Below are 26,641 nucleotides of genomic sequence, written 5' to 3'. Positions count from 1 at the left end.
GAACTATGAAAGTAGGAATTCTATCATGGTATTTGACGGCATTATACTAGGGTTAATTGTCGGACTGATACGAGGCGGACTCCGCCACGGACTGCTGCAATTCAGCAAGATACGTCTGAAGGGCGGCTTAATCTTCCCAATTCTCCTGATCGTACAGCTGCTCATATTCCGTTTTCAAGAGAATTCTGATTGGCTGGCAGCCGCAAGTGGATATATTTTTATGCTCATCTATGTTGCCGGCATGATCTTCCTCTGGATGAACCGGGATCAGAAAGGTTTCGGCAGTATATTAGCCGGTGTCTTCCTCAACTTTCTCGTCATGGCGGTCAATGGTGGCAGAATGCCCGTATCCATGAGTGCCGCTTCTGTTCTTGATCCAATATACGTGGACATGCTCATGGATGCGACAGCTACAACCAAACATTATTTAATGGATGCTTCCACTCGCCTGTCTCTTCTTGGTGATATCATACCGTTATCCCCACCCTATCCAAGAACGCAGGTAATCAGTATCGGCGATATTATTATGAACATTGGTATTTTTCTCTACATCGTGCATCTCATGACTTCCGGCAAGAATACCACCGTTCAAAATATAATTCGAAAATCCGATACTACTGAACAAGTTGAACCACAAAATTAATAATACATCATACCATCTGGAAAGGAGGGAGAACTATGAAGAAAACTGATAAAATCAAGTATAACCGCATCGTTTTGAATGCAATCATCGTTGCTTCCGTTGTTGTCGCTCTGACTTCCGGTTATAGATTGGGATAATAAGACTTATTTCAAAAAAACAGGCTGAGAACTCCAGCCTGTTTTTTTATATCTTTTTCGTTGTTTTGCGACGCATTATATCTTAAAATGTGGAGAATACACCATGCTTTTTTTGAGGAGAAACCGTTATGTCCATATTTAAGCGTCCTAAGATTTCTCGAGAACTTCCAGGACAGCTGTATTTTGTGTTTATTTCACTTATGGGCTGTTTAACCTTTCTACTAGTACATCGAGGAGAATTTTTATATTACTCCCCTTCACAGTGGGTATGGGTTTATGCAATGTTAGGTGCCGCCCTAATATTAAATTACTTCACCTTTCAGCTACCGCCTGAGGGTAATTTGCAATCCATGGATTCGTCTGTTTATTTGGCTTGCATTTTCATATACGGAGCACCATTCGCTCTTTCTGTCATTCTGTTTAACACTCTGGCAATAGCACTATATGACAGAAAAATCCCATTCTGGAAGCATTTCGTAAACTTCTCTATATATACACTTATGATCGTCGGATCCTCCCTTGTGTTCAACGCCGCAGGAGGTCAGACAGGACCTATTCTAAACAATCATTTTGGAGCTTACCTCGGCGCCTTGCTCGTATATTTTATAATTAACGTGTTTCTCCTTGGTTTCTACTATTATTTGCTATATCGGGGATCTTTATATGACATCCTTAAATCCTTCATAAAAGACACCCTGCTTGTCTATTTAAGCACGCTCATCCTGTCCATGGTTCTTTCCGTTCTTATCGTTCATAATGGCGTGTTCGGCTTAACTTTGTTCATAGGTTTGAGTATTATGCTCTCCTATTCCTTCAAACAATTATTCTCCATGTACAATGAAGTTCAAGAAAAAGCAATCAAAGACCAGCGAACAGGATTATATAATCACAGCTATTTCGAAAATTTGCTTGAAGACGAAATCAAGAAAGCCAAGGCAAATGATACACCACTGTCTTTGGCCATGATTGATATTGACGATTTCAAGAAGTACAACGATCAGTTCGGGCATTTGAAGGGAGACATGCTCCTTGGTTTCCTTGGCAATTACCTAAAGGTGGAATCCGAAGTGGCAGAGGTAGTGGCCTCTCGCTTCGGCGGTGAAGAATTCACCATCCTCATGCCAGGCTATGATGAGAACAAAGCCCGTTCCTTCATTAACAGACTCCGCAAAAAGCTGAACGATACCTATTTCGAAGGGGTCGAAATTTTCCCGTCCGGTTGTCTCTCCTACTCTGCCGGCATTGCCACGTACCGGATTGACATCCATGACAAGTCACAGCTTGTCGAGCTTGCCGATCAGGCACTGTACTACGCCAAGAAGCAGGGTAAAAACAACGTGCATGTATACGGCAGCGGTGCCAATAAAGAATCCGAGATTGACTTCGCGGATGACGTCCGCGATATCGAGCAGCAGCTTAAACTCTTTTTGTATAAAGACGTGGATACGTTCAAGCACTCCAAGCGCGTCTTCCGCTACGCCATGGATATGAGTGAAGTGCTCGGACTCGATAGTGTGGAGCGGCGCAATTTCGTACTCGGCGCACTCATTCACGATATTGGCAAGCTTGAAATCCCTTGGGGTATTTTAAACAAACGGGACAAGCTCACTGCCGGGGAATGGGAAACCGTAAAACGACATGTCAGCTGGGGTAAACGGATTGCGGAAACCAACGAGAAGTTCAAGGAACTGGTTCCTTATATTGAATTGCATCATGAACGTTACGACGGCGGCGGATATCCGCACGGGTTCAAGGGCATTCAAATCCCCAAGCTGTGCCGCATGCTGACTATTATTGATTCTTTTGATGCGATGACAACGGAACGCCCATACCAGAAAACCAAAACCTTCGAAGAAGGGATTGAGGAACTGCACCGATGCTCCGGCACACAATTTGATCCGGAACTTGTTGAACTGTTTGTTCATTATCTCAGGCTTAAAGCCGAAACACAGCAGCAGCCCGCAGCTGGTTTGGAGACATCATGAAGTGGATACTTTGAGTGATCTCCTGTGATCTCCTGAGTGGACCATCCCCCTCCCTCCGTCATTTCGATGTTTGATGCTTCCTCAAATAAGGTATAAAGGTAGTATCACAATGATAGTGAGGTGAGATCAGTGGCTGATAAAAAGAAGGATCTACCGCTTGATAACGGTCCCGGCAACATGGATCACCCTGAACAATATCCAACGGAAAAAGAAAGCCTGTTCGATAAATTTGAGAGCGAGCAGCATGTGGACCCGATTCCGATGGAAGATGCCAGGCTGGAGCGCCAGGAAGAGAAGCAGCGGGACGGCACATCGAAGAAACGATCTTCCAGCGCCGATAAATATCACAGCGGCTTCTAGAATGGGACAGATCCTGGTTAAATCGAACGTCATTTGAACTTATGGCTCCGTTTTTTGCGGAGCCTTTTTATTTCCTTGAATTTTCTTTAATATATAAGGGTATGTATGTGATTAACCTTCAGATAATATAAAGAGTGGAGTGGAGCCTTTGTTTTCCATATGGACATTAAACCGTGTGCAGCGAAGGTTGCTGCTGATACTGATTGCAGCGGTTCTGGTGATGTCCTGTCTGCTGGTGCTGACTGGCCGACATGAACCCTCACCGAGCATTAGCAGTGTAATCGAAGAACGATATATCCAAAGTGCGGCCATGATCAGCCACCCCGGTGGAGACCTTGAAGACCATTCCTCCAGCGTCATGCCCGGTGTGCCGCTTATGATTGCCGGACTTGCTGCTCTATTCGGCAGCATGGATGCTGCTCTGGTCGCGTACCAGCTGCTCCAATGCATCTTTCATGCCTTTTCCGTTTACTTGGTATTTGTGCTGTCCCGCTACATGTTCAATACGCGAATCGCCTTTCTGTCGTGCTTCATCTATGCTCTGTTCTGGCCGGCTTACGGCGCAGTGCGTCTGATCCTGCCGGATATTACGATGCAAACCTTAATGCTGCTTCTGGCCTGCGCTGTAATTGGAGCGCTTGAATTGAGGCAGGCTGGCTGGTATGCCGCTGCCGGTGCACTTACCGCTCTTATGGCTTGTTACAATCTGCAGGCACTGCTGTACCCGGTATTGTTCATTCCCTTCTGGATCAAGTACCGTAGCCCGGTCAAAATCGTAACCGGAGGCATTATTCTGATTAGTGCCGGTTACTTGCTCATCCTGTCTCCATGGTGGCTGAACATCCCGCTTTTTAATCGGTTGAGGTATATGTCCGGGCCGTGGAACCTCGCCTCACTGTGGCTGGAATCCCGATACATTGAAGGCAACCCCTTGGTTCACCTCTTCCGAAGCATATTTGCCGGCCGCACCTCCAAGTATGCGGCTGCCATAGGTAATGAGGAAGCAAGAAGAGTCGTACAATCCGCATTGGATGCCGTACGCCTCGTTATGCTGTTCGCCGGGGTTGCCGGCGTGATCTGGTCTGTGTGGAAATACCGCCTGAAACGGCAGCTGCCGGTGCTGCTGACACTGCTGTATTTCATTGCCGCCGAATGGTTCGTTCCAAGCCTGGACGGAACCGGCTTTCCTTATTCAGTCTTTCTGCTTCTATACGCTGCATTTCTGGCAGACAAAGCGATCATATACGCGCATAGATCCCGCCTGCTCCGCAAATAGGCATCAATACGAAGCCGATCCTATCACAGCGGCCACCTACGCCTGAAAGCACTTTTGATTTCGTGCCTTCAGGTGTTTTTCCATAGTTTTGCATAACCTTTCCGGTTGATGAAACGTCTATATTAGTATTAAAGCTGCTATTTATTCATGCCAGGAGGATTGACAGCATGAAATTAAACCGTAAATTCATCACCATTCTCAGTGTCGCCGTAGCAAGCGTTCTGACGATAAGCACCATCCTGTGCTTTACCGATGCTTCCGATCGCTCCGGCCAGAAACATCGCATGCGCGAAGACCTGAATGGACAGACGTTGATTCAAGTCGACTCCACCTACATCACGCGTACAGATTTATCCGCCTATAAGAATAACCTCACACAGAGCGACACGCCGCTGCCTGATGACTCCACACTCCTCAAAGAGATGGCAACAAAGGAATTGATGCTGCAGCTGGCTGACGACGAGGGCGTTGCAGCAAGCCTTCAGGATGGAGTTAAAAGAGCAAGGCAGCTTCGAAAGACGCTTGAGAGCCAGCCGCGGCAGGTGCAAGAGCAGCACTTGCGCATGCTGGATACGATGGGCATCAGCGAAGATCAATACTGGGAAGACTACTCCCCGCCTGAATATCGGGATATGTTATCAATCGAACGATTAGTGAATAAACTGACGACGGAGATGAAGACAAACCAGCCTGACACCATTACCAGTAAGGAGCAGCTGAAGGCTGATCTGTTGACAATGGCTTTGGATGAACAGAGAATCGTCGTCTTTGATCCAGACATTCAATTGAGATAATACTGGATTGGTATATAATGGTGTAAAAGTCCATAAACCACCGTGGGAGGATATTATGAAAAAACGTTTCTCTTCTGTTCCTGCTTTTGCACTCGGCGCGATTGTCGGTGTGACGCTGACAGCGGGTACCGCCGTTGGCGCTGCTGTATATCTGAAAGCCGTCCCATCCCCTGCTAAAATTGTCGTGAACAGCTCGGAGGTCAAGCTGTCCGAACCTCCCGTTGTCATTCAGAACAAGCTGTATGTCCCTGTGCGGGACTTCTCGGAAGCGCTTGGGTATCAGGTCGGCTCTGTCGGTACCGAGGGGGTACAAATTATTCCAAAATCCTCGAACGGAGAGGCCATCCCGGTCGGCCCAACTGCACCTTCCGAGTCTGAAGGAGCACCTGCCCAAGAACGCCATTTGGTGAAAAATCTCGGGAAGCTGATCCAGGTCAACGGCGAATTAAATATGCAAAAGATTTATATTGTTATTGCTGCCGGGGAAGCCAGACTGTATTCCCAGGATGAAACAACCGGCAACGGGCTGCTTCACTATTTGATCGTAGACGGCGATACCTCCCTATACGACCCGTTTGTTCAGATGGATGGGAAAGCCGGAGAGCTTGATTATAACCTGCGAAATTTCGACGGTCAGACACCGCTTCACCTGGCCGTCATCAACAAAAATGACTTTTACATCGACAAGCTGCTGAACCAGCACCATGTGGATGCCTCAATCCAAGATGCGTCCGGTAAAACGGCGCTGGACTATGCCGAAAAGGACAGCAAGCAGTACAAAGCGCTGACAGCTTACCAAGACAAGAACAGGAAGTGATACAAGGCGCTAACTGCTTGCCTAATGATACATGGATGCTGAATCTCGCTTGCTTGAGCCCACTGCTTCTGGTGCTCAGGCACACTCCCTTGTCGTACCTATAGTTTGATACAAAGAGCCCGCTCAACTTGGCGGGCTTTTGCTTTTGCTTTTGCTTTTGCTTTTGCTTTTGCTTTTGCTCTTTTGCTTTTACTTTTGCTCTTTTGCTTTTACTTTTGCCTTTGCGCTTTTCGAGCTTGGGCCTGCCTCCATTTTTATATCCCTTGTAACTTTTTGCTCCGGTTATACGTGTTTCATATAGAGAGGAGGACATGAAACTGAACAGTCTGGAGTCGATTTATCAACATTATGTGAAAGACGTTTACCGTTACTTGTACTCCCTCTCTTATGACCACCATACGGCAGAGGACCTGGTTCAGGAAACCTTCTACCGGGCTTATCTGTATCTGGAGGATTGGAAGGAAGAACGAATCAAGCCATGGCTATTTCGGGTTGCCCATAATGCTTATGTGGATTATCAACGCAAAGCCAGCCGCAGTACCGTGAAGGAAGCTGTTTTTTTCGAACAGGTGGTTGACCGTGATACGCCGGAGAACACCCTCCTACAGCAAGAAGTCCGGCATGAAATCGGCCAGATGCTGACGGCTATTCCGGAGAATCAGCGCCAGGCGATTATCTTGGTGGATTTTCATCAATTCACCTACCAGGAGGCGGCGGATATTATGGGCATCACCTTATCCCATATCAAGATTTTGCTATTTCGGGCCAGACAGCGGCTGCGAGACATGAAACGAAAGGAAGAGACGTTATGAGCGAAGAATTCAAGCAGCGACTGAAGGATTACGCAGACGGCCGTTTGAGTGACGAGGAAAAATTCGAAGTCGAGCGGGAAATGGAAAAGCTGGAAGAATACCAGGCTTTCCTGGATGAATGGATGGATAATACAGGCTCTAATAATGCTATGCCCAAGCGCCCCGACGATCAAAGCGCCCTCTCCCCCAAAAAAGAAAAGCGGATCGTCCGCCGAGGCAAATGGAGAGCACGGGTCTCCAACACGCTGACGGTATTATCCTTGCTTCTGATTGTTACGGTCATTAGTTCCATTGTAACGGCGCTATTTTATAGTGCTGGCGACCCGGACCGAACCGATAAATACCGGGATGCCATTGCTTCCGCCATCTCGATCTCCAAACCTAACATAGATGTTTCGCTAAGCAGTCAGGGCAAAACCTTCTTCAGTCAGGAAATGTCCGGGGACATGCTCAAACAAGTGGGGAGTGAACGGGTTGCAGTGGGTCAATACACCGTCAACTTCCTGTTTGGACTGCCGTCGGTCGAAATGGATTGGAGAGATGGCAGCTCGGGTTCGTCACAGATTTTCTATCGTCCAAAAGATAGCTCAGAGACTTCTTCTGCAGGCGAAGAGGAAGCTGAACGAGAAAAGCTTGAGGAACCAAAGAGCGGTGACTCTTCCACCAAGAGCGGTGACTGGTCCCGGCTTGAAAAACTGCCGGAGGGTACTGTAGCCGAGGCCTATGTTTCATTTAACCGTTTCTTCACAACCGACGAGCTGCTGAAGCAATTTGAGAACCGGAATATGGAGTCCGTCTGGTTTGCGGTTGACAACGGACCGGATACCCGATTCGGTGGGGAAGACGAAGTAATCTCGAATCCCATCGGCTTCCCGGCTTACCCTGTCTGGCATCATGACGACTTGACCGTGACCTCCTATAAGGAAGAAAAAAGAGGCTGGTTCGGCAAAGTCGTGTCCAGTGGCGGACACTACCCTTCAGTAGAAACCTACGGGGACGGGGAGCTTCGGAATGAGCATTTCAAGAAATCGCTGCGGCTTCTGCAGGAGTACGAACTGATTGCCGAGCGGGTTGCTCCGTTCGTAGACGTAGACGCTTCCTTAGCTTATGTGGAGCAAAACGGCGTTCACCTCTATGGCGCTGTCATAACCGGCCCCGTCAAGGAACTGCTCACCCTCCGGGAGGTCTCCTGGGTGCGTGACCTGCGGGTCGGGGAAGTACAGCTGTGGAATTGGAGCGATGCACAGTGAATGATGACTATCCTGTTACAGGAATTAGGATGAAATGACAGATCATATATCATCGTTACCTCATCCCGGGTCTCCCGCTTCTGAGAGGAATCCGGGATTTTTTTTATTATTCATATAAATAATTCAGATCATAAAGGGATCTTTGCCCTTATCGCTGCTCTCAGCGACAATGCCTCCATTCGCTGCTGCTTCTCCCGCTCCTCCCGCACTTTACGATCCCTCTCCATAGCTTCAGTTATGTAATCGCGCGGTTAAGCTTGCCGTTTATGTTCAGCAGAATGCCGATGATAATGAGCTGTAATAATACAATAACAACCAGCATGGGGCCCCTCCTTTAGATTTCGCATGTTAAAATTTCTCCATCAATATAACACTTTCCGATCTATAAAGTTAGTCCTATTCACAGTATCAAACTCCCTTTCAATGGCTGCCAGCCCATGTCTCATCCATATCCTGCGCTTTGCCAGACTTGCGAGAATCCGGTAAACTGGTTAAGACTATAACCGAAATACGAAATGACTGGTGAATTTCATGACATCCATACCCTTTTATAAACGCCCGTACGGCGGTGAGCGTCAGGATATTCCGTTTGCCAAGCTGGCTTCCTTCGAGAACAGCCAGGACCTGATCAGCGATGACGCGCCGGATGCGGCTTTTTTTCGCGGCTTGGAATCGCAGGGGCTGCTGCTGAACCGAGCCCAGATCCAGGCCGTACGACATACGCAAGGACCGCTGCTCACGCTTGCCGGAGCCGGCTCCGGCAAGACTTCCGTGCTGGTCAGCCGGACAGGCTACCTCATCGCTGCCCAGAGGGTCGATCCTGCTTCCATCCTGCTGGTCACCTTCTCATCCAAGGCAGCAGCCGAGATGAAGGAGCGTATTATGGCGCTTCCCGGCCTGAGAGCTAATGAAACCGCCAAGGTAACGGCAAGAACTTTTCACTCCTTCTTCCTGTACCTGCTGCGAACGCGAGGTTACAAACAAGAAATTCTCAGCAACTCCAGGCATCAGCAATTCATTATGAAGCGAATCCTGCGGGAAATGGGATTACAGGACAGCTACGAGGCGGAAACCCTGCTATCGCTGTGGTCCGCTTACAGGATGAGTTTGACCGGTCTTGACGACTTGTCCGTGAAAACCCCTGCCGAAGTGGAGCAAAGACAAATCTTCGCCCGATATGAAGCATGGAAGGAAGATCATGGCCAGATGGATTTTGACGATATTCTGGTCTTGTCCTACCGTCTGCTGTCTAATGACCCCGGACTTCTTGCCTCCCTTCAGCGGCGGTATCGTTATGTCATGGTCGACGAGTTTCAGGATACAGGACTGCTGCCTTATGAGCTGCTGAAGAAAATCGTCGCTCCCCACCGCAACCTGATGGTGGTCGGTGACGATGACCAGACCATATACGGCTTCAACGGCGCGCGCAACGAATTCATTCTGGAATTCGACCAGACGTTCCCCGGGGCCAAGGTGGTGACGCTGGATATTAATTATCGCTCCCTCTCCTCGATTGTCGGGCTCGGGAATGAAATGATTCGCGTCAATGAACGCCGCCGGCCCAAGCAGCTTCGGTCCACCCGCAAGAGCAGCGGCGTGCCGCTGTATCTTCGTCCCGGCGATCCCGACCAAGAAGCGGAGCTGCTCCTGACCCATATCACCGCGCAGGTTCAGGAGCATGGGAAGCCATATCGTGATCATGCGATTCTGTACCGGACCGCGAATAACAGCCGAGCGATCTTCGAGCAGCTCGTGATGCGGGAGATTCCGTTCATTCATTACGAGAACGGAGATCTGTTCTATGAGCAGTGGATTGTCAAACCGCTCATGGACCATCTGCGGCTGTCGCTGGACCGCCGCAATTTCACGGCGATGGAGGGTATGCTCCACACCCTTTACATCAACCGGGACAAGGGCATGGCCTTCATCCGGCAGCAGGATGCTCCGCGTCCCAAGAAAGGTCCTCTTTCCCACCTGCTCACGTTTCCCGGTCTTAAGGATTTTCAGATCGAGAATATAAGGACGCGCTCCAAGCTCATCAAGGGACTTAAGGCGATGGAGCCCCTTCAAGCCGTGCAGGAAATGAGGCGGCAATTCTACGACAAATTTCTGGAGGCGGACGAGCGTCAGGAGATGACCCTCCATAAGGAATTTATACAGGAGGGACTCGATGAACTGGAGGCTTCGGCAAAGCGCTTCAGCGAAATCAGCGAATTCGTCGAGTTTGTCGACCGGCTGATCATCGTTCATAAGGAAATGGCGGCTATGAAACGGGACGAGCACGCAGATGCGGTCCGGTTAATGACCATCCATAAATCCAAGGGGCTGGAGTTTCCCTCGGTCTGTCTCATCGGGGCAAGCGAAGGCATCCTCCCGCATACGTCGGCTCTGGATGCTGAGCGCAGGGACGATCAGCGCCCTCTATCGGGCAAAGAGGATAAGGCGCTTGACGCGCTGGAAGAAGAGCGGAGATTGGCTTATGTAGCCATCACAAGAGCACGGGATGAATTGATTATCAGTTCACCCGGCTTTTATCGGGGACGGAAAGCGGAGGTTTCCCGCTTCTTCCGGGATGTGTTCCTCACAGATGAACAGAGCAAGCAAGGAAATAGCATACCTGGCAAGGTCGGTGGATCGATGGCCCGCCCATCCTTTACGGCTAAACGGACGATTAGCATAGAAGCCTCGGACAAGCACTCATCCCTGTCCCCTTCTGCCAGACCAGCCCTTGTGAGTGCTGCTGGTCACAGAAACCAGAGCTCGCGCTCGGTTTCGGCTTCCAGCTCGCTCAGTCAGGCTGCCAGCGTTGCTACAGAGATCGTTGATGTGTGGCTGTGCACCAGCCCAAACTGTAAGGGCTGGCAGCGGGTCAGCACCCCTACCTCTGCTAACATACGAGACCGGGAGAACAAGTCCTGTCCCCTATGCCAATCACCTATGAAACGGGGGCAAAAAGAGGTCCCGGTGCATCAAAGGCGCCCAAATTCGTAATGTTGGAAAAACATCATGATCAAAAAAGACTGAGCCTTCCCCGTTCTTCATCGAACGGTCAGGTTCAGTCCTTTATTCTACTTTCTCTATTTCTGAAACGGCTCGATATAGGCATCAATTCGAGCCATGACATCTTGAGTAAGCGCAGCGATCCTCGCCTGTGCCTCCTCATTGGTGCTTCCCTGAGCTGCAAAATACATCTTGATCTTCGGTTCCGTGCCGGATGGGCGAAGACAGAACCAGCTTCCATCTGCGAGACGGAACTTCAGCACATTCTCTTGCGGTAGATCATACAGTCCCAGGCTGAAATCCTCGATTTGACTAAGCTCGATACCCCCTACTTCATTTGGTGCCGATTCGCGCCAAGCGCTCATGATGCCCTCAATCAGCTGTACGCCTTGAATGCCCTTAAGCGTTCTGGTCTCCAGCTTCTCGGCAAAATAGCCATAGGTATCGTAGAGTTCCTGGAGCACTTCATATAAGGACTTGCCCTGCGCTTTATAATAAGCGCCAGCCTCCGCAATGAGCATTGCGGCAACGACAGCGTCCTTGTCACGGGCATAATTACCGGCAAGATAGCCGTAACTCTCCTCATAGCCAAAAATACATTCAAATTCTCCGGTTTTCTCAAACTGCGTCATTTTCTCACCAATATATTTAAACCCGGTCAGCGTATTAAATACGGACATTCCATAAGCTGCTGCTATGGCAGCTCCCATCTCACTGGTTACAATCGTTTTGATGATAGCAACGTTCTCCGGCAGCGTTCCTTTTTGCTTCATGGATTCTAGCAAGTAGTGCAACATGATAGCGCCCGACTGATTACCGCTGAGGATAAAATACTCCTCTTGATCGTCTTGAATCACAGCGCCCATACGGTCGGCATCCGGATCGGTACCGAGGATGAGGTCGGCGCCGCACGCCTTAGCCTGGGTGATGGCCAACTCAAACGCGGCATGCTCTTCCGGATTAGGCGATTGTACGGTTGAGAAATCGGCATCCGGCTGCTCTTGTTCGGGCACGATATCCACATGCTGAAATCCAAGATGCTGCAGCACTGCACGTACGGGAACATTACCAGTTCCGTGCAGGGGCGTAAATACAATCCGGTAATCGCCGCTCGCTTCACGAATGATTTCGGGATTTTGGCTCACACCTGCAACAGCAAGGGTATACGCATCATCAATCTCTTGGCCGAGCCATACGAGCAAGCCCTGGGCTTCGGCCTCTACCCGATCCAGCTTAACGATCTCCTCGAAAGAGCCGATGCGTCCGATCGCTTCGATTACCCTGGAGGCCGTATCGGGTGTGATCTGCCCGCCATCCGCACCGAACACTTTATATCCGTTGTATTCCGGTGGATTGTGGCTGGCCGTAATGACTATTCCCGCCTCCGCATTCAGATGCCGAACCGCATACGACAGCTCAGGTGTCGGACGAAGTGAATCGAATACATAAGCCTTAACGCCATTCCCGGCAAACACCAAAGCGGCTTCAAGCGCAAACTCCGGTGAGAAATGCCGGGAGTCGTAAGCGATTACTGCTGAAGGCGATTCATACTCCTCTTGCAGCACAGCAGCAAGTCCTTGCGTCGCTTTTCCCACGGTATAAATGTTGATTCGATTAGTGCCTGCGCCGATGACTCCCCGGAGTCCCCCGGTTCCGAATTCCAGATCTTTATAGAAACGATCTACGATTTCATTCTCGTTATGCGTTAATTCGCGAAGCTCGTCCTTGGACCCTTCGTCAATTACCCGGCTGCTCAGCCATTGTTCGTAAGCCTGTATCGCTCGTTCTTGAGTTTGAATGGTCATGCTAAACTCAGCCTCCATCTTGGGAATCATCCGTTCATTATAGTCAATCGCGCGGGGCTGCCGTTGAATCGCGCTCAATGAGTGTTGTCGGCAGCAGCAGCTCCATGTGCGGCGCATCGGGCTGCTTCATTCGCCAGAACAGCTGCCGGATCGCTGTTTTACCGAACAGACCGAGATCTACCCCCATGGTGGTGGTCTTCGGCGTAGCCAATCTGGATAGCTGGCCATTATCAAAGCTGATAATCGAAATATCGGCCGGAATATGATAACCCATATTACGAATGGTGGAATTCACGATAAAACCAAGACCGTCATTCACACAGAACCATGCGGTTGGCTGTTCATCCAGCTCCTGCAGCCGCTTCTCCATAAACTCCTGATCTTCCTGCGCATCGCTAAGAATCCAATTCGGTTGGAGTTCCATCCCAAGTTCATAGTGGGCAAGTCTGAATCCTTCAAGGCGTTCGTAATAGCTTGGAGAGAAGGACGTATTTCCAACAAAACCAATGTCTCTATGTCCGAGCTCGTAGAGATGTTTAACGACATGATAGGCACTGAACCGGTTGTTCGTAAGAATAGCATCGGCCTGCACTTCGGGATGGTGATGATCGATAAGCACGGTAGGAATCCCCGTGTCGATTAGCGTGTTCATATATTCGGTACTGAGATGCGAGAGGATCAGAATCCCGTCCACTTCTCTTCCCTCAATAAAAGGGGGGGAGCGTCTGATCCTTCATCATCTGCTGGGAAATGGATTGAATGAGCAGCTTCTTCCCTCTCTTCTGCACTTCATTTTCTATCGTAAGGTAGATTTCCCCGAAAAAGCCCCGCATCGAGAAGGCAAAATCCGTTGCTACAAGAGCAATACTGCCTGTAGATTCTTCCTTGTCCTCCTGGTCCGGGAATCGTTTGCGATTACCCGTATAGACATAGCCTAACTCATCCGCCGCTTGAATGATGAGCTTGCGCGTCTCCTCGCTGACACCGCCTTTACCTGATAGTGCTTGCGAAACCGAGTTCTTGGAGATTTGCAAGTGGTCTGCGATATCCTGCATCGTAATTTTTGGCTTAGTCAAGGATAACGTTCCTTTCTCTTTATAGTAAGAATAGTTGTATAGGGTGAATGGATTCTCATCATACTATACCGAAAACCATCAGAGATTTGAAAGCTTCTTGGCTTAACATTACAAACATTATTTTAACATTACAAGTTTAATGTGTAAAGTGATATATTTGTGTAATTTACCTCACAGGAATTAATTGTTTGTTGTATTCTACATGATAAAGCGTTGACAAAAGCATGATTCATGAATAATAATGTTGATATAACGCTTTCAGTAATGAGTAATTATATTTTGTAACGTTACAAAGATAGCGATTTAAACTTCCGTTAATGGAAGACACATTGCATTTGGGAGGAAGGGTCAACATGAAAAAATCAAGAGTTTCTTTGCTTCTGGCAATTACATTGGTAGGTGGAACGGTCCTCGCAGCTTGTGGTAATGGCGGCGGCAGCGGGGGGCAAAGCGCTGATGGTGTAACTACCGTTGAGTTCTGGGCCGCTCCTAACCCGCCGCAGCAAGCATTTTGGCAAGAGATGGCCAAAGAATACGAAGCTGTGAATCCGGACGTAAAGGTTAACGTTAGCGCCATTAAAGAATCACCAAGTTCCGAAGCGAGTATTCAGGCTGCCATTGCTGGCGGGAATGCACCGACGGTAGCAGAGAATATCAATCGTGGATTCGCTGCGCAGCTATCCAACAGTAAAGCGCTGGTCGCTCTTGATGAACTGCCGCAATTTAAAGAGATGGTAGAGTCCCGTAACATGGCGGAAACGATTGCCCCTTGGGAATTTGCAGACGGCCATCAATATGTACTGCCGATCTACTCTAACCCGATGCTCATTGGCTGGCGTACCGATTTCCTCAAAGAAATCGGATATAATGAGCCGCCTCAAACCTACAGTGAGGTTCTGGAAGCAACAGCGAAGCTGAAAGCAAAATATCCGGATAAATATATGTGGGCCAAAGGCGCTGACCTTGCGGACCCTACAGCTTGGAAACGCTGGTTTGACTTCTTCCTGCTCTACAATGCAGCTTCAGACGGCAACAAATTCATTGAAGGCCAAAACCTGGTTGCTGACGATAAAGCCGGCGTTGAAATGCTGACTTTTGTCGATGATCTTCGCAAGGCTGGCGGCATATTGGCCCAGAATGCAACCGATCCATTCGAAACCGGCGCCGGTGTGTTCACTGATATCGGTCCTTGGACATTCGATATGTGGGCAACGAAGTATCCTGAACTTAAATATGGAGAGAACTTCACCCTGACCCTGCCTCCGGTTCCGGATCATATGGATCCGGCCAATGCCAAAACCTATGCGGATGCAAAAGGCCTCGTGATTTTCTCCGGTGCTCCTGAAGCGTCGCAGCAAGCTGCTGCCGAATTCTTGAAATGGGTTTATGCCAATGAAGAAAATGACGTGAAATGGTTTAAGCAAACCAACCTGCCGCCGGCACGTGATGATCTGAATGAAGTGGAAGGCTTCAAGCAGATCCTCGCTGAAAAACCGGAGCTGGCTCTGTATGCGGAAGCGGTATCCAAAGGCGTTCCTGCCATGGATAATCCAAAATTCAATGAACTGCAAACTTTAATTGGACAAGAGGCCTTCAATAAGGTCATTCGCGGCGAAATCGATCCGCAAACCGGTTGGAATAACATGAAGAAAGCGATTGAAGGTGAACTTTAATCATGATTAATAAGCAAAATAATAAGTTGGGCTGGCTTTTCGCCAGTCCCTACATTATTTTCGGACTGGTATTTTTTCTGGGACCACTGCTTTGGTCCTTGTACCTTTCTTTTACGAATTGGGATCTTATCGCCCCCGAATTTGATTTTGTGGGACTGGACAATTTCCGAAAAGCCATGGCAGCGCCCGGTGTGCAATCCGCCTTCTGGGTGACTTACAAATTCATGATGCTGTTTGTTCCACTGGTAACCGCCATGTCGCTGGCCGTAGCCGTTGTTATTCAGGGATTGCCTAAATTCAAAAGCGTATACCTGATCGGGTTCTTCCTGCCGTATCTATCCTCAGGAGTTGTTGCATCCCTGATCGTACAAGGCTTTCTATCTTACAACAGCCCGGTCAACGAGTTCTTAAGAGGCACCTTCGGGATTAATATCGACTGGCTCGGCTCACCTTTCTCTGCACTGTTTATCGTCGGTTTGATTCTGGCCTGGAAGTTCACAGGTTATTATGCGTTGATCCTGACGTCGGGTCTTGAAAGCATTGACAAAGAAGTGTATGAAGCAGCTGCCATTGATGGGGTAAGCGACAGACAGCGCTTCTGGAAAATCACACTGCCGCTCTTGTACCCTGCCCTGTATACAACACTCATTCTTTCGTTCGGCGTAACCTTCGGCATCTTTACAGAAGTTTACCAGCTGACGGGTGGCGGACCGAACTTCGCAACCAATACATGGCAGATGGAAATCTTTAATCAAGCCTTTACGAATCTGCAAGCAGGATATGCATCCGCGATTGCCATTATGGCATCGATTGTCACGTTCATCTCGATCTTCGTGATTCGTAAACTGCTGGAAAGCTGGGGGAAACGAAATGGTTGGGTCTAAGAAAAATAGTAAACGTCGTCTCGCGAGCCGCTATGTACTGGCCACCCTTCTGCTTCTCGTCATGGTGTACCCCTACTTGTACATGGTGCTCAACTCGTTTGCGGATTGGGCACAAGTGGACAGGCAGCTCGTTCCAAGCAAATTTTCTTTAAAATCCTATGAATGGCTCCTGACCGGCGGCGAGGTCGGCATTGCCCGTCCCTGGATGAATGCATTCTTCAACAGCGTCATCGTTTCAGTTGCCTCCACCTTCCTTATGATGTTGTTCGGAATCATGGTAGCCTATGCGCTGTCCAAATTGAAATTCCGCGGACGCGATACCGTGAATAACTTCGTGTTATTCCATATGTTCTTCCCGGCGATCATTCTGCTGATTCCAAACTTCCTCATCATCCAGAAGGTAGGACTTTACGATACGTACTGGGCCATGATCATTCCTAAGGCCGTCAGTTTATGGGCGATTTTCATGTACACCAACTTCTTTAAAGCTGTTCCGGATGCCTTTATTGAAGCAGCGAAGCTGGATGGCGCATCGGATTTTAAAATTTTGTACAAAATCATGTTGCCCATGTCCAAGTCCATAACCGCGGTTATCTTCCTGTTCTTGCTAATGGAGCGCTGGACAGAGCTTCTATGGGATATGATCGTTGTTCGCAGCGACAACATGCTGACACTCAACGTTCTCTTGTCCCAGATGTTCGGACCGTATGGCAGTTATCCTGGTCCGCTGTATGCTGCATCCGTCCTGCTCACCGTGCCGATTATTATCATGTTTGCAATCTTCGGCAAAAAGTTCAAGGAAGGCATGCAGTTCAGTCTCAAATAAAAACAGGATATTTTCGAAATAACGTCCGATGGCTGCAGGAAGCTCGTTTAAGAGGTCTGTACTTTACATTACAACCTGCTATTCGGGCTTCTTCTTAAATAAAGGGTGAAAACAGAAAACACCTTTCATCCGGGAGTGGAGAACGTATGGATCGATATCCAAAAAAGTGGTGGCAGGAAACCGTCTTTTATGAAATTTATATGCCCAGCTTCTGTGATGGGAATGGGGATGGCATCGGAGATTTCCCCGGAATCACATCCAAGCTGGATTACCTGGAGGAGCTAGGAATCGGCGGGATATGGCTGACTCCCTTCTATCTGTCTCCCAAGATCGATAACGGCTACGATATTTCAGACTATTACGCGGTCGATCCGCAATATGGGACGATGGCAGACTTCGATTATTTCATTCATGAGGCTCATCAGCGGGGCATCCGGGTCATTGTGGATCTTGTGCTGAATCATACTTCATCTGCCCATGCCTGGTTTCAGGAATCCAGATCCTCTCGCCTCTCTCCGAAACGCGACTGGTATATTTGGAAGTCTCCTGATGAACAAGGCGCACTGAATAACTGGGAATCCTTTTTCGGCGGAAGCGCCTGGGAATGGGATGAAGGCACGGGGCAGTATTACTACCATGCCTTTGCGAAGGAACAGGCTGATCTGAACTGGGCCAACCCGGAAGTCCGCCGGGCGATGAAGGATGTTATGGGATTTTGGCTGGAGAAGGGAATCGACGGCTTCCGGCTTGATGTCATCAATTTTCTTAAAGTCTCGGGCGAATTCCTGGATAATCCGGTAGATGAGAAAGGCAGACAGGTCCATCGATACGATCAGAACCAGGATGGGATCCTGGAGGCGATCGGCGACATTTGCGGCTATGTGCATGAACGGGAAGGCATTTTTATGGTAGGTGAAGTCGGCTCTGAGGATATGGACATCCTGCGCCGATACAGCGGCAGCGGTCTGCTCGATGTGGTGTTTAATTTCAATCTGGGCAGCCAGGAACGATTCCGGCCAGCGGATTTATATCGAGAGCTCCAATTGATGGAAGACCAACATACATCTGACCAGCTTCCAACCTTGTTCTTCAGCAGCCATGATATGCAGCGCCACATTTCGAGATTCGGCGAAGGTAATACGGAGCTGGAAGAACAGAGAGCCAAGCTGATGGGAGCCCTTATGTTAACCGCGAAGGGTATCCCCTTCCTCTATTATGGCGATGAGATCGGGATGAGAAACCATATCGCGCACCGAATCCAGGATATGCGGGATATTCAAGGCATCAGCCATTATGAGATCGCCCTTAAGAATGGAAAAACGGAAGAAGAAGCATTAAGCATCGCCCGGGCCAAGAGCCGCGATTATTCCCGTTCCCCCATGCAGTGGAATGGAAGCCGTTACGGCGGTTTTTCGGAAGCGGCACCCTGGATCGGGATGGGTCCCGGGCACGAACGGATTCATACGGAAGCGCAGCGGGAGCAGCCAGATTCCATTTATTCTTTTTATAAAAAGCTGCTCTCGCTCCGAAGCCGATATCCGGCCATCGCGGCCGGTGAATACGTTAAACTCGAACGATTGACAGGTGACGCAATCGCATATACCAAACGCTCCGGTAGCGATGAAGCCGTCATCGTGCTCCAGTTCGGGAGCGAGCCGCTTAGGCTGGACCTCTCCTATTGGTCCGATAAGAAGCTGGAGATGGCAGCGGCTAGTGACGAGATTGTACCGATCGGCGGGTCTCTTATCGAAATCCCCCCTCATACGGCAGTGGTCTGGCTTTCCTAGGACGCAATTATTATATGGTTTATATAAGGAGGCTGCATGACAGTGGCAATGAATAAATCCGCAGTGAAAACATGCAAAGTGCTGTTGCAAGAATATCAAGACAGGAAGTCTAACGTTCAAAACCCGGTTAAACTGCATTTTACCGGCGTAGGCGACAAAGACGTGTATAACATCACGGCTCCATTCCGGATCGATGGGGTCACCGTGATTGCAGGCCGGGTGGAATCGCGGGACAGCGAGCATTCGGAAATTCACTTTTTTATGGAAAAGGACGGGGCTTGGATGCCCCTGGGGGGCGCACCTGTCCTCACGCTGCAGGATCCGTTCTTTACCTTCATCCAAGGCGAACTGGTGCTGGGGGGCGTTGAGATCTTCCCGCATCCTGCGATGGAGAATGCGCTGATGTGGAGAACCGTGTTCCGGAAAGGCAAAACGCTGAATGAGCTCTCCCCTTTCTTCACAGGCCCCGATGCAATGAAGGATCTACGCCTCGCGGAGCTGGTAAGCGGTGAGATTGGCGTGTTCACCCGTCCTCAAGGTGAAAAAGGCGGCCGGGGTAAAATCGGGTTCACCAAGGTAAAGTCGCTGGATGATGTGACGGTAGAGCTTGTGAACGATGCTCCTCTCTTGCCAGATCAATTTATCGATTCAGAATGGGGCGGGGCTAACGAACTGCACATTCTGAGAAATGGGCTTGTCGGCGTACTCGGTCATGTGGCCAGCTTCGATGAAGCCGGTGATCGCCACTATTATCCCATGGTGTTTGCCCTCGACCCGCAGACTGGCGAATTCAGTGATATGGAATTGATTGCTGTACGTGCCGAATTCCTGTCGGGGGAAACCAAGCGTCCGGATCTGGCTGACGTCGTATTCAGCGGAGGTCTCGTTCGCCATTCGAACGGAACCGCCGATCTCTATGCCGGAATCAGCGATGCCGAAGCACATCGCATCACCATTCAGGACCCGTTCCTCAAGTTCGAACAGTAACATTACAGCCGTTCTCATATAAAAAAAACGCTTATTTGGATAGGGGTAAACAACCATGAATATATACAGATATGAGGAGAACCCTCTCATTACACCGGCTGATGTGAAGCCGTATCATGAAGGTTTTGAAGTAATTGGCGCTTTTAACGCAGGCGTAGCCGAATATAACGGTGAGGTGCTGTTGCTGCTCCGCGTTGCGGAACGTCCGGTCAGTGCTGACCCGATGATTGTCAAAGCGCCTGTATTCAACGCAGCAACGCAGAAGCTGGATATTTTGGAATTCCGTACCGATGATCCGCGTTATGACTTCTCAGACCCTCGCGTCATTCGCAATGTGAATCACAGCGCCACCTTCGAATATCTGACATCCTTGTCTTATATTCGAGTGGCTCGCAGCAAAGATGGACATCGATTTACCATAGATGACAAGCCGCTGGTCTATCCAGCGCAGTCGCTGGAATCCTTCGGTATCGAAGATCCACGCGTCACGCAAATTGGGGATACGTATTATATCTACTTCTCCGCCGTGTCCCCGGTCGGTGTCGGTGAATCGATGGTATCCACACAGGATTTCGTGAACTTCACGCATCACGGGATGATATTCGGACCGGACAACAAGGACGTGCTGATCTTCCCCGAGAAGATAGGCGGCAAATACTATGCGCTGCACCGCCCGACCACAAAGAGTACGGGTAATCCGGAAATGTGGATTGCAGAATCCGATAACCTCTTGTACTGGGGCAACCATAAACATCTTGCCGGACTCCGTGACGGCATGTGGGACAGCGGCCGTATGGGCGGCGGAGCCGTGCCATTCCGCACGGAAAAGGGCTGGCTGGAGCTCTACCATGGCGCAACGCTCGATCACCGCTACTGCATGGGCGCCCTGCTGCTGGATCTGAACGATCCATCCAAAGTAATTGCCCGCTCCAATCATCCGATCATGGAGCCGGAAGCCGATTATGAGAAGAACGGTTTCTTCGGAGACGTGGTCTTCTCCTGCGGCGCGCTGGTGGATGGCGATGTCGTGAAGATGTATTACGGCGTAGCCGATACGTCCATGGCTTGCGCTGAGCTGAGCGTGAAGGGAATTTTGGATAGCCTGACTTACGAATAAAATGTCTGCCTGTCCAACAGGCCATGCTGATGGAAACACCGCATCATGTTTGTTGACACAGCAGCATGAAGATAACACCACTGCGTGATGCTGACACCCAAACCAAGGCCAGCTTTAGCAGGTCTTGGTTTTTTGGCATCTGCATATGATGGTATATTGATATCACACTACACGGGATGCCGAAATGACTTAGCCTGAAGAAGCACAGCAGCTGATCCCCAAGGATAACATCCGGGTTTATTTCTCCGATTTTGCAAATATATATATGGAAGCGTATACAAAATGGGCTACAATAGTCTTATGAAATCATCTGATCTCAAGCTTATATTCATACCGAGGAGGAATGCCGTCATGATTAAAGGAATCGCCCATCTGGCGTTTGATGTTGCCGATATGGAGAAGTCCCTGCATTTTTACTGCGACGTTCTTGGCTTTACCCGCGCTTTTGATATCCCGAACGATCAGGGCGAGCCATGGATTGAGTACATTAAGGTGTGTGATGGACAGTTTATCGAGTTGTTTTACGGTGGTCAAAATAAACCGGCACATGTACAGCGGCCTGTCGGGTTCTCCCATCTCTGTCTTGAGGTTCAAGATATCGACAGCTTGGCGGAGCATCTTCGCAAGCAGGGCATAACACTCGACGTTGAACCCGTTCAAGGGAAAGACTTCAATATGCAGTGCTGGGCCAGGGACCCGGACGGTAACCGGATCGAATTCATGCAGCTAGACGCCAGATCCCCGCAGATGAACAGCTGAATATACTCGCTCTCATCCTGTTATCACACGAAATACCGCATAGGAATAACAAAATTTCTGCTAGGCAGCTTGATGTAAAGATACGCTCTGGCAGCTGCTTGATTGCGTTACAAGGTCATCCCGCAATTAGGGGGTTGGCCTTGTTTTTTCTTGTCCAGAATGTAAGGACAGGCAGTGCCATTAAACATCTTGCCAACATCTGCTAATCCGGCTACAATATAACCACCGAATTATTCAAATTTGAATAATATATACATAGTTGAATATGGAAAAGGAGTATTCTTAACATGAATGCACAACAAAGTAACATCAAATTGGTCGTGGCCGGTCTGCTGCTGGGCATCTTCATGGCCGCCATCGATAACACGATTGTAGCCACGGCTTTATCGACGATTATCCGCGATCTTCAGGGCTTCGACCAAGTCGTCTGGGTAACCTCGATCTACATGGTTGCCGTAATGGCCGGTACACCGATCTTCGGCAAGCTGTCCGATATGTACGGGCGGAAACGGTTCTTTATATTCGGGCTGGTTGTCTTCCTGATCGGTTCCGCCCTCTGCGGGATGGCCAACAACATGACAGAGCTTATTATTTACCGGGCGATTCAAGGAATCGGCGGCGGTGCTCTTATGCCGATTGCGTTTACCATCGTGTTTGACCTGTTCCCGCCGGAGAAGCGCGGTAAAATGACGGGTTTGCTCGGTGCCGTATTCGGTACCTCCAGCATTATGGGACCGCTGCTGGGTGCTTTTATTACCGATAGCGTTGGCTGGGAATGGATATTCTACGTCAACGTTCCAATCGGGATCGTATCCTTTATTTTCATCATGACTTCCTATAAGGAGACCCGTTCGCATGCCAAGCAGAAGATTGACTGGACGGGAGCCGCAACGCTTGTAGGTGCCATCATCTGCCTAATGTTCGGTCTGGAGCTGGGCGGGCAAACCTATGCATGGGACTCACCGCAAATTTTGGGCTTATTCGGGGGATTCATTGCCCTGTTCGTTGTGTTTCTCTTCGCGGAGACCCGGGCAGCTGAGCCGATCATTTCGTTCCAGATGTTCCGCAAGCGCCTGTTTGCCTCGAGCAATATCGTAGCCTTGTTCTATGGCGCAACCTTTATCGTGGCAACCATCTACATTCCGATCTTTGTTAGCGGGGTGTATGGCGGAACCGCAACCAATTCCGGCCTCATTCTGATGCCGATGATGCTCGGCAGCGTTGCCGGCAGCCAAGGCGGCGGTATGCTCACAACTCGAACTTCGTTCAGGAACATTATGATCCTGTCGGTGTTTTGCTTTATTGCGGGTATTTTCTGCCTGAGCACGATAAATCCTGATACGCCTCGCTACCTGTTGACGATCTTCATGGTCCTGACCGGCTTTGGCGTCGGGTTCTCGTTCTCCACCCTGAGCATGGCCTCCATCCATAACTTCGATGCCAGACAGCGTGGTGCAGCCACTTCGACGAACTCCTTCCTCCGCTCGTTCGGCATGACGGTCGGGATCACCATTTTCGGTATCATTCAGCGCAATGGCCTGAACAGCCGACTTGCTGAAGCCGCAGGGAATGCACCGGCCGGTGTCCCGCTGAATGCGGATGTGGTGCTTTCGCCCGAGGTGATGGGCCAGCTTCCTCCGAACGTACGCGAGCAAGTCACGGTTTCATTGGCCGATTCCATCGCAAATACGTTTATGTGGGCGCTTGTGCCAGCGGTGCTGGCTCTGGTGTTTGTGCTCATGATGGGCAACGAACGGGTGGCCGTTCCTAGTAAGGCCAAGGGAGCCTAGTGGAATGTCGATGAAACTAGCCATTCTGGGTTTGCTGCTGGAGGGTGACTATCATCCGTACGAGATCCGGATCAAGATGAAGGATCGCGGGATGGATCAGTATACCAAACTTCAGATGGGCTCTCTCTATTACGCAGTAGACCGGCTCGCCGAGGACAGATGCATTGAGGCGGTCGAAACCATACACAGCGACAGCCGGCCGGACAAAACCATCTACCGGATCACGGATGCCGGACGCAAGCTTTTTGAACAGCTGCTGCTCAAGAAATTCAGGGACATCGAGCCTGTGCACCACCCGCTCTATATCGCCCTGCCTTTCTCACGCCACGCAGACCCAGCCGTACTTGCCCCTATCCTGCAATCCCGTATCCGGGATGCGGAGCATCGGGTGAATCATGCGTACCAACTGTATGAGGAACACAAACATATCGTTCCCCGCAGCGCCCAGCACCTCATGATCGGGCTGTATGAACACGCCAGGACCGACTTGAACTGGCTAAAAAGACTGCATGAAGACCTCGTGCAAGGAAAGCTTGGCACGATAGGCGAACCGCTGTTTCCGGAGGATGCCTCCGATGAGGAGGATCGCGGAGCCAATTCATCCCTGTAGGTCCTATCTCGGAATATGCAAAAAAGAGCGAGAACTTCCCGTCAAAAGGGTTGTACTCGCTCTTTTTATAAGATAGAGGCAGATTCTAGAACAGGAATTCGTCCGGATTGGAGCCAAAACGTTTGTTTTGGTTCAAACCGTCAATGGCCGCCATATCCGCTGCGGAAAGCTCGAAATCAAAAATGCCGGCATTCTCACGGATACGATGGTCTTTAATCGATTTTGGAATGACAATAATGCCATTCTGAATATCCCAGCGCAGAATGACTTGCGCCGTTGTTTTTCCGTATTTCTCCGCGATCTGGGCCAGCACCGGTTGATCCAGGTTGCCTTGCATCAATGGACTCCATGCTTCCAGAACGATATGATTCTCGCGCGCGTACCCCAGGAGCTCCTTCTGGGAGAGCAGCGGGTGCAATTCCACCTGGTTCACAACCGGAACAACGCCGGTGTCCTCCATGATATGCTGCAAGTGGCGGATTTGGAAGTTGCTGACGCCGATGGAACGGACAAGTCCTTCCCTTTGCAGATGAATCAAGGCCTTCCACGTATCGAGGTATTTATCTTTTCCCGGCCAGTGCACGAGGTACAGATCAATGAAATCCAGTCCCAGCTTCTTGCGGCTCGTCTCAAAAGCTTGCAGGGTCTTCTCATAACCCTGGTCTTCATTCCATACCTTGGTTGTGATGAACAGCTCGTCCCGCGAAACGCCGGATTCGCGAATAGCTTGCCCCACGCCCTCTTCATTGCCATAGACAGCTGCGGTATCGATGCTGCGGTATCCTGCAGCGATTGCTGATTTTACGGATTGAATAACCTCTTCGCCTTCTTTGGTCTTCCATACGCCGAGGCCCAGCCACGGCATTTTGACGCCGTCATTCAAAGTAGGTCCATCGGTAAAAGTTTGATTGGCCATTGAAGAAATCCCTCCCTGATGTGTAATACTGCGGTTAAAAGCCGCTCTCTTAAGTATATCAAAAGCCCAGTATCCCGCTCAATGTTACATCACATGCCAGGGCTTCATGTTCGGTTTGTGTTTTTTTCCATCTGATCCGGTTGTGATCACGCTTAATAGAGAAAAAAGGGCCGTCCCCAGCAGCCATCAGCCACTTCCAGGTCCAGCCCTTGATTCTTATAATTTGCAGGTGCATGCAGCAGGAATCTAATATTTGCGTTTGAAAATCCCAAAACTCAGCAGCCCGCACGATACCATGAACAGATACGGCCCCGCAGCAGCCCCTCTGATTGTCTGCCCAAAAAAATCGACCGTTTTGGACGATACGTACATCATGGTCAAGATAATCGCTGCAAGCGCAAAAGCGTATGCAATAATCTTGTTCATCTTCTTCTCGCGAACCACTTTCAGAAATGGATAGATAAAACATACTATGAAAAACGCGCCGCCCTGCAAAAAGCCGTTCTCTGCAGCCACGCCAATATCCAGCCATTTAAAAAAGAAGGAAGCCAGCGCTAAACAGGTTGCTATAAAAATAAGTTTACTGCCCAGATCCCACAACTTGAATCGAAATTTCATCCATGTACACTCCCCTAGTGTCAATCGCCCGGATGCCATTACACCCTTCGACAAACTTAGGGTTAATTATACCGGATTTTCGCTGCCGAGGGTAGATAAACTACAGGTCTGCAGCACTATTCAGCCATACGGTCTTATTCGCTGCCGGTTGACGTTTCCCTTGCTTCGGCTCCATATCCGGATATCCGATGTACAGGAAGCCCAGCATTTTATCGTCTGGTTTCAAACCAAACGCTTGGTTCATCAGGGCATGAAAGCACGGCTCACCCGTTCTCCACACGGCACCAAGACCAAGCTCATGGATTTGCAGAAGCATATTCTGAGTTGCTGCAAACACCGCTCCGTACTCTTCAAGCTCAATCACCTTCGGGTCCGTGGAAGGCTCAACCGCCACACCGATGACAAGCGGTGCACGATAGGCCTTCGTGCGTCCCGATTCACGAGCTGTAGCTACCACCTCTTCGCTGGTATCGTCGCCACCTGCAACCTGTATGTCTCCAAGAGCATTACCCAGAACGTCCCGTCCCTCTCCTTGCATCACAAAAAACTTCCACGGCTCCGTGAGCTTGTGGTTCGGCGCCCAGGTCCCTGCTTCTAAGATTTGCTCAATCCATTCCTGCGGCACGGCGTCAGGCTTGACTTTGCCAAGGCTGCGGCGCGTACGGATCGCTTCACTTACATTCATATCTGATTCCTCCCGAGCTATATATAGTTGATCT

Annotated in this window: 22 protein-coding genes and 1 pseudogene; 18 read left to right on the top strand and 5 right to left on the bottom strand. The window is 49.7% G+C overall.

Annotated features, from left to right (window positions below; translation table 11 throughout):
- Positions 1-25 precede the first annotated feature (25 nt).
- The 9 genes from PVOR_RS04715 to PVOR_RS04675 all read left to right on the top strand — a co-directional run bounded on the left by PVOR_RS04715 (position 26) and on the right by PVOR_RS04675 (position 11,065).
- Complete coding sequence (locus PVOR_RS04715) at positions 26-643, top strand: DUF5317 domain-containing protein (RefSeq protein WP_006207944.1); 618 nt, start codon at positions 26-28, stop codon at positions 641-643.
- Positions 644-908: 265 nt separating this feature from the next.
- Positions 909-2,765, top strand: a complete 1,857-nt coding sequence (locus tag PVOR_RS04710; RefSeq protein ID WP_040680197.1) for a bifunctional diguanylate cyclase/phosphohydrolase — start codon at positions 909-911, stop codon at positions 2,763-2,765.
- Positions 2,766-2,894: 129 nt separating this feature from the next.
- Complete coding sequence (locus PVOR_RS04705) at positions 2,895-3,125, top strand: hypothetical protein (protein ID WP_006207941.1); 231 nt, start codon at positions 2,895-2,897, stop codon at positions 3,123-3,125.
- Positions 3,126-3,300: 175 nt separating this feature from the next.
- Positions 3,301-4,401 (top strand): ArnT family glycosyltransferase, encoded by a 1,101-nt coding sequence (locus PVOR_RS04700; protein WP_234972778.1) that lies wholly within the window; start codon positions 3,301-3,303, stop codon positions 4,399-4,401.
- A gap of 167 nt (positions 4,402-4,568) precedes the next feature.
- Positions 4,569-5,195 carry a hypothetical protein gene (locus PVOR_RS04695; RefSeq protein WP_006207939.1) on the top strand — a complete coding sequence of 209 codons (627 nt, stop codon included), beginning with the start codon at positions 4,569-4,571 and terminating at the stop codon, positions 5,193-5,195.
- Positions 5,196-5,250: 55 nt separating this feature from the next.
- Positions 5,251-6,012, top strand: coding sequence for a stalk domain-containing protein (locus PVOR_RS04690; RefSeq protein WP_006207938.1), 762 nt, complete (start codon positions 5,251-5,253; stop codon positions 6,010-6,012).
- Positions 6,013-6,323: 311 nt separating this feature from the next.
- Positions 6,324-6,824, top strand: coding sequence for a sigma-70 family RNA polymerase sigma factor (locus PVOR_RS04685; protein ID WP_006207937.1), 501 nt, complete (start codon positions 6,324-6,326; stop codon positions 6,822-6,824).
- Entirely contained in the window at positions 6,821-8,074 is a 1,254-nt protein-coding gene (locus tag PVOR_RS04680; RefSeq protein ID WP_006207936.1) for an anti-sigma factor, read from the top strand. The genes PVOR_RS04685 and PVOR_RS04680 overlap by 4 nt, the downstream gene beginning before the upstream one ends.
- Before the next feature lie 531 nt (positions 8,075-8,605).
- A complete protein-coding gene (locus PVOR_RS04675) occupies positions 8,606-11,065 on the top strand; it encodes a UvrD-helicase domain-containing protein (RefSeq protein ID WP_006207935.1) in 2,460 nt (819 codons plus the stop codon).
- An 86-nt stretch (positions 11,066-11,151) separates the two neighbouring features.
- Here the strand turns inward: PVOR_RS04675 and PVOR_RS04670 are convergent, their stop codons facing one another.
- Positions 11,152-12,879 (bottom strand): phospho-sugar mutase, encoded by a 1,728-nt coding sequence (locus PVOR_RS04670; RefSeq protein ID WP_006207934.1) that lies wholly within the window; start codon positions 12,877-12,879, stop codon positions 11,152-11,154.
- 43 nt (positions 12,880-12,922) lie between these two features.
- Positions 12,923-13,934 (bottom strand): annotated as a pseudogene (locus PVOR_RS04665) (LacI family DNA-binding transcriptional regulator).
- 374 nt (positions 13,935-14,308) lie between these two features.
- Between PVOR_RS04665 and PVOR_RS04660 the strand changes: the two are divergent.
- The 9 genes from PVOR_RS04660 (at position 14,309) to PVOR_RS04620 (ending at position 24,388) form a co-directional block, all read left to right on the top strand.
- Positions 14,309-15,628, top strand: a complete 1,320-nt coding sequence (locus PVOR_RS04660; protein WP_006207933.1) for an ABC transporter substrate-binding protein — start codon at positions 14,309-14,311, stop codon at positions 15,626-15,628.
- Positions 15,629-15,633: 5 nt separating this feature from the next.
- Complete coding sequence (locus PVOR_RS04655) at positions 15,634-16,512, top strand: carbohydrate ABC transporter permease (protein ID WP_234972779.1); 879 nt, start codon at positions 15,634-15,636, stop codon at positions 16,510-16,512.
- On the top strand, positions 16,499-17,338 hold the full coding sequence (locus PVOR_RS04650) for a carbohydrate ABC transporter permease (RefSeq protein WP_006207931.1): 840 nt from the start codon (positions 16,499-16,501) through the stop codon (positions 17,336-17,338). The genes PVOR_RS04655 and PVOR_RS04650 overlap by 14 nt, the downstream gene beginning before the upstream one ends.
- A 146-nt stretch (positions 17,339-17,484) precedes the next feature.
- The gene (locus tag PVOR_RS04645) at positions 17,485-19,125 is read left to right on the top strand and encodes an alpha-glucosidase (protein ID WP_006207930.1); all 1,641 of its coding nucleotides are present in this window, start codon (positions 17,485-17,487) and stop codon (positions 19,123-19,125) included.
- 42 nt (positions 19,126-19,167) lie between these two features.
- Entirely contained in the window at positions 19,168-20,112 is a 945-nt protein-coding gene (locus PVOR_RS04640; protein WP_006207929.1) for an MTP-1 family protein, read from the top strand.
- A gap of 55 nt (positions 20,113-20,167) precedes the next feature.
- Positions 20,168-21,229 (top strand): BtaManbiosPhlase, encoded by a 1,062-nt coding sequence (locus PVOR_RS04635; protein WP_006207928.1) that lies wholly within the window; start codon positions 20,168-20,170, stop codon positions 21,227-21,229.
- 351 nt (positions 21,230-21,580) lie between these two features.
- On the top strand, positions 21,581-21,988 hold the full coding sequence (locus tag PVOR_RS04630) for a VOC family protein (RefSeq protein WP_006207927.1): 408 nt from the start codon (positions 21,581-21,583) through the stop codon (positions 21,986-21,988).
- A gap of 287 nt (positions 21,989-22,275) precedes the next feature.
- Positions 22,276-23,778 carry an MDR family MFS transporter gene (locus PVOR_RS04625; protein ID WP_006207926.1) on the top strand — a complete coding sequence of 501 codons (1,503 nt, stop codon included), beginning with the start codon at positions 22,276-22,278 and terminating at the stop codon, positions 23,776-23,778.
- Positions 23,779-23,782: 4 nt separating this feature from the next.
- A complete protein-coding gene (locus tag PVOR_RS04620; protein ID WP_006207925.1) occupies positions 23,783-24,388 on the top strand; it encodes a PadR family transcriptional regulator in 606 nt (201 codons plus the stop codon).
- Between the two features lie 85 nt (positions 24,389-24,473).
- Here the strand turns inward: PVOR_RS04620 and PVOR_RS04615 are convergent, their stop codons facing one another.
- The 3 genes from PVOR_RS04615 to PVOR_RS04605 all read right to left on the bottom strand — a co-directional run bounded on the left by PVOR_RS04615 (position 24,474) and on the right by PVOR_RS04605 (position 26,607).
- Positions 24,474-25,304 (bottom strand): aldo/keto reductase, encoded by an 831-nt coding sequence (locus PVOR_RS04615; protein ID WP_006207924.1) that lies wholly within the window; start codon positions 25,302-25,304, stop codon positions 24,474-24,476.
- A 246-nt stretch (positions 25,305-25,550) separates the two neighbouring features.
- Positions 25,551-25,922, bottom strand: a complete 372-nt coding sequence (locus PVOR_RS04610) for a hypothetical protein (RefSeq protein WP_006207923.1) — start codon at positions 25,920-25,922, stop codon at positions 25,551-25,553.
- 100 nt (positions 25,923-26,022) lie between these two features.
- The gene (locus tag PVOR_RS04605; RefSeq protein ID WP_006207922.1) at positions 26,023-26,607 is read right to left on the bottom strand and encodes a nitroreductase family protein; all 585 of its coding nucleotides are present in this window, start codon (positions 26,605-26,607) and stop codon (positions 26,023-26,025) included.
- Positions 26,608-26,641: the final 34 nt, after the last annotated feature.

It is taken from the genome of Paenibacillus vortex V453 (assembly GCF_000193415.1).
Classification (GTDB): domain Bacteria; phylum Bacillota; class Bacilli; order Paenibacillales; family Paenibacillaceae; genus Paenibacillus_AQ; species Paenibacillus_AQ glucanolyticus.
Note: the sequence above shows the minus strand (reverse complement) of the source record. Positions and strands in the feature narration are given on the sequence as shown.